This is a genomic window from Paracoccus marcusii (assembly GCF_006151785.1).
Lineage (GTDB): Bacteria > Pseudomonadota > Alphaproteobacteria > Rhodobacterales > Rhodobacteraceae > Paracoccus > Paracoccus marcusii.
In genome coordinates, this window is sequence record NZ_VDDD01000136.1 from 1 (window position 1) to 8,577 (window position 8,577).

Genomic DNA, 8,577 nt, shown 5'->3' on the forward strand with positions numbered 1-8,577 from the left:
CGTCCGCGTGGCATGAAACTGAATGGGAAAGGGGCACTCACAACTCAGGCCGACTTTCTGCAACAACGCCGGTTGTGTCCTGTCTTTGGTCATAGCCTATACGGCTATCGGGATGTTCGATGGCTTTTCAATCATTCTAGGTCTTTCCATACTTCTCGCAGCCTATGGCCTCTTTGATCCATGGTTTGGATCCCGGTATGGCAATGTGGAAAGGCGCGTTGATGTATCATAGCTGGCTGGATCGTTGGGATGATAAACGGGCGCAGCGTGGAAACGCTTTAAAGTGCCAAACTGTGTTCAGTCTGGACGCGCATCTTGCGTTTCCTATACCGGAAAATGAAAATATTGGCATTGCTGATTTCATCCGTTTGGCTGAGCGAGCTGTCGCTGATGCTTCATTTTTTGAAGAACCCGCGAAGTCTGATTTCAACTATACATGGAAAGATGGCTGGATCGAGTATCAGTCTGACATTAAAACGGGCGTTGCGCAGAACGACCGTGTTCAAGCCAAAGTAACTGACAGCATAATCAAAAAACGCGCCCTTATTATTTTTCATCATTGGAATGCGAGATCGAGATATAAGCGGATCGCTGCATTCCTATCGAGGCGGGGAATTACGGTAGTCCAGATCGCTATGCCGTATCACTTTGAACGGTCCCGGTCGGAATCGTCATATGCGGATTATATGATCAGCTCTAATTTGGGCCGGACACTACAGTCGGTTCAACAAGCCGTATCGGATGGGCGGAAGCTGATACGCATCCTGGAACGTGAAGGCTATGAGCATATTTCGGTCTTGGGCATAAGCCTTGGGTCTTGGATCGCTGGCCTTGTTGCCGCTACAGACCGAGCTGTTAGGAAGGCAGGGCTTTTTCTAACCGCAGGTAGTCTGGCCGATATGGTTTGGACCGGAGATGCCACGAAGCACATTCGCGCCAGCCTGGAGGGCCAGATCGACACCACGCAACTCAACAGAGTGTGGAGTCCGCTGAATCTCGAAAACTATACAGAGCAGTTGGCACGGCCCAGTCTGGAGCTTCTGATTGTTGTTGCGACCAGAGACACTGTGGTGCTGCCCCATCTGGCAGAACCTTTGATCACCAAGTTGAACCAGGCCGGGGCGAGGGTGGACGCTCTACAGCTGAACTGCGGCCACTATTCGTTTTCGCTGCCACCTTACATCCTACCGGCAGGTCTTCGCACGATCCGGTTTCTGACAGGGTGAAGAATGACCTCTAGGCGTTGCCAAAGCGTTCTCAAAGGCTCTATATGATCTTATACTGATGACAGGCATCGTATAGGATCGTTGCTTTGAGGGAGTGGTTATGCGTCGTCTAGGCCAAGTCACGTTGGGAGTGATGATCGCCGTGTCGACGGGCGTTGTGACACCGATCCGTGTCGCTGCTCAATCCTACCCGATCGATTGCGCAATTCTTCTTTGTCTGGCTGGCGGCTTCCCTGCATCAGCAGAGTGCACAGCAGCCAGGATCGAAATGATCCGTCGCGTAACGCCGTGGCCCATTGAGCCGCCGTTGCAGCTTTGGAATTGCCCTTTGCGTGCTAGCGGCCTGCCGCCTCTACCCAACGAGGGGCGTGATGGTCTGACAGACGAGATTAGAAGCTATCGCGACGGCATCGAGGTCTATCACGTCAACTATCGCGCTCAGCGAAACAGCGGTGGCGTTGAGGTCTTCGACTCGACACAACGCGGCTTCTACGACGAGAGTGGTGATTTTCATTGGACCAGTGTGCGTTTGCAGGACACCCCGTCATGGGTCCGTAGTCGAGCTGGTTTCCAGAGAAGCGAACATACTAGCACACGCCGGGGCATTGCCATGCGGACCATGGATCACAATGGACAAGTTTCCGAAGTCATCTGGGAGACTTACTGATGCTGGTCGTTAGCCGCCGAACCACACACAATCAATTGCTGCACATGCCCCTCTATCGTAGGCTGTGCGGCAAAATGCCCGCAAAGGGAAGGACGAGCAGAACCAGATAAACCACCAGCCCAAAAGAAAAACCCCCGCGCGGGGGTCCGCACGAGGGGGTCTGGGATAGATAACACAGGTTTGGCGACCTGAATTAGCACCGATTTCACCTGCTATAGTTATCGTCTCACCCCCCGAAAATCAAGAGCAAAAAGCGCATCTGTGCGAACGGATACGGCTTGCCTGCGGACACCGCGCTTCTTGATCGAGGAGCAGCAGATGAATACCGGAGAGGCCGCAGAACGCGGCAGTTTTTTTAAACACATCAACAGCGTTATCGATGGCACGCGCACTGATGACAGTGCAGCAGATCGCAAACCTATCCGCCGCAATTCGCGCCGTAAGGGATCGTGCGAGGCATCATTCTGGCGCGGGACGTCACGCCAAGACGTGCAGAAGGTCTTGATGGCCGCCCGACAGTATGACCGGGCAAGGAAGGAACCCGGCAAGCGAAACGGCCCCCTCGGGGGCATCGCTTTGGAGGTCTTGGCGCTGTTCGCTAATCTGGTGAACTTCAAGTCGGGCCGACTAGACCCGTCCCTTGATTACATCACTGACAAGCTGTGCCGGTCGCGTGACGCAGTTGTGCGGGCGCTGAAGGCGCTGCGTGATCATGGCTTTCTGGATTGGCTGCGCCGCTTTGAGCCGGCCCCGAACGATGGCCGGGGGCCGCAGGTCCGACAGGTCAGCAATGCCTATCGCTTGTCCGCCCCTAAGCGCGCCCTTGCGCTTCTCGGGCGGTGGGCTGGTCGGCCAGCTGCACCGGATGATGACCAAGCAGCGCGCAAGGACCGTGCCGCTATGGAAGCGAATCATGTCGAAACCCTCGATCTTGCCGGATTGGCAGTGTTCAAAATCGAGGACTCAGATCTTGCGAAGGCTCTGGCGCTGATGGGCAAGGCCATAGATTTACGCGAGTCCGCCAAGCGGACTGAATCCCAATCTACCTCTTTCTCTTTAGCTTGAAGGCAATCATGACACCACGCATCGGGACGTTAAGGCGCCCCTGCGGCGGTTCCGGCCAGAATATACCGGGCCAGTACGCGGACGCAGCACCCTTAGATCAAACCGCAGTTTTGGCGGCACGGTTGTAGTGGCTGTGAATAACAGCCTGTTGCGGCCGGGAGGTAATACAAGACCGTTTCGCGCCGTGATGCGTTTCTGCAGGAGCCTTTTTTCGGCCTTCGGCCCGTGCTGCGCCATCGCAGGACCGGTGTCTGCAAACAGCATTTCAGGCCAAGCCAGCGTGATCGACGGTGACACCATCGAGATTAGGGGCGAACGCATCAGGCTGGTTTCAATCGATGCATCTGAATCCCGGCATACCTGTCTTGATGCTGGAGGCCGCGCCTTGCACTATGGTCAGAGGGCGGCTTTAGGTTCAGGATGCATTGATTTCCGCTTCATTGCGTGATTCACAACCCGGAAACGGAGCGGTGACATGAGCGACCTTTTCTGGCTGACTGAAGCGCAGATGGCACGCATTGCCCCCTTTTTCCCGAAGTCCCATGGCAAGCCACGCGTTGATGACAGGCGCGTTCTCAGTGGTATTATTTTTATTATCCGCAATGGCTTACGCTGGCGTGATGCACCCACCGCCTATGGGCCTCACAAGACGCTTTACTGCCGTTGGAGGCGTTGGAGCGGAAAGGGCATTTTCGCTCGTATGATGGCAAGCCTCGCTGCGAACCACGGTGAGGAGAAGGCCGTGATGATCGACGCGACATACCTGAAGGCACATCGCACAGCGACCAGTATGGCCGTCAAAAAGGGGGGCGTGGTCGCCTGATCGGCCGCACCAAAGGCGGCATGAACACCAAACTGCACGCCATTTGCGACAGCCAGGGACGACCGCTCGACCTGTTCATCACCGCCGGACAAGTGAGCGATTATATCGGCGCACGGGCACTGCTCAGCGGCCTGCCGAAGGTCAAATGGCTGCTCGGCGATCGCGGTTATAATGCTGACTGGCTGAGAGAGGCGTTGCAGGACAAGGGGATACGTGCCTGCACCCCCGGCCGGAAGCAACGCAAGATGCCAATCAAATATGACAAGCGTCGCTACAAGCGGCGAAGTCGTATCGAGATCATGTTCGGCAGGCTCAAGGATTGGAGGCGCGTGGCAACGCGATACGACAGATGTCCTAAGATCTTCCTCTCGGCAATCGCCCTCGCAGCAACCGTCATCTACTGGTTATGAATCCTGACCCTAAAAGTACTGATGCCCATCTGCAATGAGCGGTATCTTATACCTTATTGGCTCTTCGTGCTGTCAGATAATGAACTCATTCTCAACCGAAGCTGAATTGAATTGTTCATTGAGGAATTAGCCTCCTCTGATTGTGAATGCATGATCGTAGAGGAAAAAGAGTATGGGTCAGCTCAATCGTTTTCTTGGCCGCTTCGACTCAGCTTAACCAGTCACCAGTGACGGCTTTCCCCGGCTCTGTAAAATGGGCAGTGGCCGAATTTGCAATGAACCTCCTACGGGACCATACCTTATATTTGGTATCTTGACAGAAATAGTTCTGCAGCCTCATTGGAAATCCTGACAAGCTGCGCATTGTCGAACCTTTCTAATCCTAGCATAATCGGATACTGTGCTTGCGCCATAACAAGGGTACTCAATTGGAAAGCTGAATCATCAATGTTATGGTGCCTAATTTCACCATCGACGATCCATTTATCGATGATGGATTTCAGGGGCTCGGTGACATTTCTTGCGATTCCAGATGCATAATCCTGAGCCCCTTGTGGAAACCGTTCTACTTCTGATACCACCAGCCTAAGTAAACTTGGCCGAGGCTCGGATGTTGACCACTCCGCAAGATCATAAAGAATTTTAGCTAGTACAACCTTAGGCGGTTCATCGAGAAGTCGCTTAAAGGCTTTTCCTGAGAACGCTTGAGCCATCGTTATCTCAAGCATGTCAATAAACATGTAAGACTTGTCAGGGAAGTACTTATACATTGTCGCTTTAGAAGTCTTTGCCTCTCTTGAAATGTCGTCGACACTCGCACCTGCGTATCCGTCCCTCATGAATACCTTAACGAATCCATGTCGAATTTGATCAATCTTAATTTCTTGGTTTAATTCTTTGGGTGTTTTGGACACTTTTTTGTTCAACTGCATATAAATGCCCTAGCTTACATAATGGCGCAAGGTCGTTCAGCCTAGGGGAAAATAGTGGCTGCTTTTGTTGACATTCCGAAATGACAACGTAGAGGACTGTCCTACAATCAAGAGCGGTCGTGCTCGCCTTACCCAAACTAACGCTACAACCGTAAAGTTGGGTTCCAAACCTTTTGCATCCAACAGGTGAGCGTGACGTATCATGCTGGACCACCCAGCCCGACGGCGTCAATATACCTCGTGCGCCATGCCGAGCGGCGAATGTTATGATGCACCGTAGCTATTATACTTGGATAAGAAAATGGGACGAGTGGGTCTCTCGCATGCGAGACGCAAGCGATCTACCGTTTCCTGCATGACCACAGGCCTAGCACGCTCCTCTGGGACGCGATCCCGATCGTACCAAATTTACAAACTGTCGCTGACCCGCACCAAACACGCCAATGGGATGGCACTCCGTGACTGCAATGAGCCAGCACGTCGTTAGTGCCTTTCGGCGCCGACCACGGACCACAGTATGCATCATAAGGATCCTTCATGAACACAGCTTCAAACAGGATGGCTGAGATACCCGAAACCTGAATCTGGCACATGGCGGCCGACAGCGTGTGCGCAAAACCATTTTACTGAAAGGCCCCGTTACCGAAGTCGCCCCCCTAGGGGGCAGTCAATGCGCAAGACGTTCATCTTAGCACTTAAAGGATAAAGTCCGAGGCGACGATCCGCTGCACGCCGGCTAACCAAACGGCAAAATCCTGTACGCTGTCCCCATCAAGGTCGGCACGAACCGAAATGCCGCGCCCCTCGCGGATCAGCCAAACAGCATGCTCCGCAGGTCCATTGGGGTTGAAGATCAAGGCCTGGTTACCTGCTCTGCTCAGATCGGCGTCTAGCCTGGAGACGTCTATCTTATCCTCGCCTGGCGTGAAATCGACGATGACGTCCCGCCCCTGGCCTGGACGGCTGTCATTCTGAGTAAAAAATACGAATCTGTCGGCACTTGCGCCGCCATGCAGTCTGTCTGTGCCCGCCCCACCAGCAATGGTATCCCGGCCGACCCCACCGACCAGAATGTCGTTACCGTAACCGCCATCCAGATGGTCATCACCGGCATCACCATAAAGATGGTCGTTGCCTAAGTTGCCAAACAGTCGATCGTTTCCTGGACCGCCAAAGATTAGGTCATGGCCGTGATGACCAAAGACAGTATCGTTACCCCATCCGCCATACAGATGGTCATGGCCATCGCCACCGTGAAGCCAGTCGTTGCCTGACTTTCCAAGCATCCGATCATTACCCACCCCGCCCCAGAGTCGATCGTGACCATCGCCGCCATCCAGGATGTCGGCGCCAACACCGCCATTCAGGCGATCATTACCGCTGCCACCATAAAGAGCGTCATTCCCGGAATCTCCAAAGATCAGGTCGTTTTCTGATCCCCCGAAAATTGTGTCGTCGCCGGAGGACCCGTGCAATGTGTCATTGTCCGATCCCCCTGCGATGACGTCGTGACCCAATCCCCCGACGATTATGTCGTGACCTTTCCCGCCATCGATGGAGTCATTTCCACTACCGCCGAAGATGCGGTCATGACCGTGATACCCATCAATGTAGTCGTTCCCTTCACCGCCCTGAATCGTGTCGTCTCCCCGATTTCCAAAAATGAAATCATGTCCACCAAGACCGAAGAGACTTTGTCCATGATCGGGAGACCCTTCAATACGGTCGTTGCGGGCGGTGCCAGAGAAGCTGTGGTCTCTTGGGCTGAACCGATGCTCATATTGTGCCTCGACCGGCAGGAAGCGCGCCGGAATGAAATTAACGGGGTTCCGATAGACCACATCCGCCGACGCCGGCACGCCATCTGCCCATTCTTCGGGCCAGTAGATAAAATGGTTTTCCTCCGAGGACTCGGAGTTTCGCCCGTCGGACTGGATCGTCGGAGAGGCGTGCCGTGCACCCTCGAGGGCATAAAGAATGCGATTGTCGATGAGGATCCACTGCTGGCCGAGATGCTGGACAATCCGGACATTGTCGGGAAGATCGTTGAGGTTCACCCGGACATTCCCGATCCAGATCGAGTCCTGTGTCGGATCAAAATCGTCAATTCTTCCGGTAATTTTCTGGTCGCCCTGTGCTACCCTGGAGAAAATGAATCTGTCCGCCCCATGGCCACCAAATACATGGTGCCCAAACCTGTTGGCGTAAGTGTCATAATTGTAGCGAGCCATGCCTAGATAGAAGGTGTCGTTGCCCCAATCTCCATAGGCATGAGTTTGGAATTGCTGTGAAAGCGGCGCCCCAAAACCAAACGTGTAAATAGTGTCATTACCGCGGCCTCCAGATATTAAGCCGCCCCGAACGCCTCCGAACAGCAAATCATCGCCGGCCCACCCGCGAATATCGACGACCCCAGTCCCGCCGTGAATGGTATCAGCATGATCTGTCCCAATCACACTTGATCCTTTGTGCCCCGCGGGATTATGAGAGAGCGGCAAATTATACTCCTTCAAGTTAAACGATATTATATATATAATTCTAAAGATGAGCAGCGGCAATTAGCGCCGTTTACATCGGAAAATAGAGTTTCTCAAATTTATAGATAATCATCGGCATATCTATCTTCACCTTTTGCCACAAAATTATCAAAAGAATAGGAGAGCCATGCAGGTATCCCAAGCGCGCCGATTGCTAGAGATGCAAGTGATCCAAAAAAATTGCCGCTAATTCCAAATATTACCATAAATATAAAAATAAATGCTGAAATTGATGCAATGTGCGCAATAATAATGTTAACTCTTAAGTCAATATTCAAGCTCCACCAAATTTTCGAAATTATAAATCGTAGCGAGAAAAGAACTGCTGATATTAAAACGGCAAACCCTCCAGCTACGGCATAAATGTAGGCGGCAAATATTAAGCCAGTGCCTGAAGCGAGAGACATCAATGCGGCGAACGTCCCGGTGACGATGCCTGCAACAATCATTGGAACCAGCACAGCGCCGCCACCCCCTTGCAAGGACCTCGTTACATCTCTTAGGTTGATTAACTGTGATTCTACTCTGCTTATTGGTTAACGAACTGTCAAGTTCAATGCGACTATACACTGCACTAGACGGTTGCGACCGGTGAAAGGCCGCATTTTCCGGATAGCCCCCTGACCCACTGAATCTACATATGGGCGTTGACTAAGGTGAGGATGCATTGGTTTCCGTTCTGCGGCGCGCCTCACGGCCCGGAAAGGGAGTGGTGATATGGGCGACCTTTTTTGGCTGACTGACGCGCAGCTGGTGCTCTGCCCCCCTTTATGGATGGCCCGCCCCTCCCGCCGATCTCCGTGTAGGATGTCGGTGCTCAATGGAGGAAGGAGCGGACCATGAGCATTGTGATCGTTGGCATCGACCTGGGCAAGAACAGCTGCAGCATCGTCGGTCTCGACAGCCTGGGGACAGTG

Annotated in this window: 7 protein-coding genes; 4 read left to right on the forward strand and 3 right to left on the reverse strand. The window is 53.2% G+C overall.

The window, feature by feature from the left end:
• Positions 1 to 221 precede the first annotated feature (221 nt).
• From FHD68_RS15915 to FHD68_RS15930, 4 genes are all read left to right on the forward strand, one after another.
• A complete protein-coding gene (locus FHD68_RS15915; protein WP_139086212.1) occupies positions 222 to 1,226 on the forward strand; it encodes an alpha/beta hydrolase family protein in 1,005 nt (334 codons plus the stop codon).
• A gap of 133 nt (positions 1,227 to 1,359) precedes the next feature.
• Positions 1,360 to 1,893, forward strand: a complete 534-nt coding sequence (locus FHD68_RS19815; protein ID WP_341872772.1) for a hypothetical protein — start codon at positions 1,360 to 1,362, stop codon at positions 1,891 to 1,893.
• Between the two features lie 300 nt (positions 1,894 to 2,193).
• A complete protein-coding gene (locus FHD68_RS15925; RefSeq protein WP_208863793.1) occupies positions 2,194 to 2,958 on the forward strand; it encodes a helix-turn-helix domain-containing protein in 765 nt (254 codons plus the stop codon).
• A 475-nt stretch (positions 2,959 to 3,433) separates the two neighbouring features.
• A protein-coding gene (locus FHD68_RS15930) for an IS5 family transposase (protein WP_139086204.1) occupies positions 3,434 to 4,191 on the forward strand; the annotation gives its coding sequence in 2 pieces (ribosomal slippage) (positions 3,434 to 3,755 and positions 3,755 to 4,191; 759 coding nt in all).
• 299 nt (positions 4,192 to 4,490) lie between these two features.
• On the opposite strand, the gene FHD68_RS15935 is transcribed toward FHD68_RS15930, so the two are convergent.
• From FHD68_RS15935 to FHD68_RS15945, 3 genes are all read right to left on the reverse strand, one after another.
• Positions 4,491 to 5,123 carry a TetR/AcrR family transcriptional regulator gene (locus tag FHD68_RS15935; protein WP_139086206.1) on the reverse strand — a complete coding sequence of 211 codons (633 nt, stop codon included), beginning with the start codon at positions 5,121 to 5,123 and terminating at the stop codon, positions 4,491 to 4,493.
• A gap of 695 nt (positions 5,124 to 5,818) precedes the next feature.
• A complete protein-coding gene (locus FHD68_RS15940; protein WP_167550422.1) occupies positions 5,819 to 7,579 on the reverse strand; it encodes a calcium-binding protein in 1,761 nt (586 codons plus the stop codon).
• 140 nt (positions 7,580 to 7,719) lie between these two features.
• Positions 7,720 to 8,121: a hypothetical protein gene (locus tag FHD68_RS15945; protein ID WP_139086210.1), complete on the reverse strand. Its 402-nt coding sequence runs from the start codon at positions 8,119 to 8,121 to the stop codon at positions 7,720 to 7,722.
• Positions 8,122 to 8,577 lie beyond the last annotated feature (456 nt).